The sequence below is a fragment of the Denitromonas iodatirespirans genome (assembly GCF_018524365.1).
GTDB lineage: Bacteria > Pseudomonadota > Gammaproteobacteria > Burkholderiales > Rhodocyclaceae > Nitrogeniibacter > Nitrogeniibacter iodatirespirans.
Genome location: NZ_JAEKFT010000171.1, coordinates 1 through 255, shown reverse-complemented (window position 1 = coordinate 255; position 255 = coordinate 1). Strand labels below are relative to the sequence as shown.

Annotated in this window: 1 protein-coding gene; it reads right to left on the bottom strand. The window is 62.0% G+C overall.

The features are described 5' to 3' along the window. Positions 1–255 (bottom strand): transposase (locus tag I8J34_RS24435; protein ID WP_214364220.1); only part of this gene is annotated, 255 nt, incomplete at both ends.

Below are 255 nucleotides of genomic sequence, written 5' to 3'. Positions count from 1 at the left end.
CCGCGTCCTCGCGGATCTTGACCCGCAGCGCATCGAAGAACACCACCGGGTACATCGGCTCGAGCGGGCGCGACTGCCAGGCGCCCACCTCGGCCATCACCGCATCGGTGACCGAGCTGATGAACTCCGGTGATACCTCGGTGCCGTACTGATCGATCAAGAAACCCTGGATCTCGCGAATCGTCATGCCGCGGGCGTACATGGCTATGATTTTGTCGTCGAAACCGGTAAAGCGCCGCTCGTGCTTGGGGATGA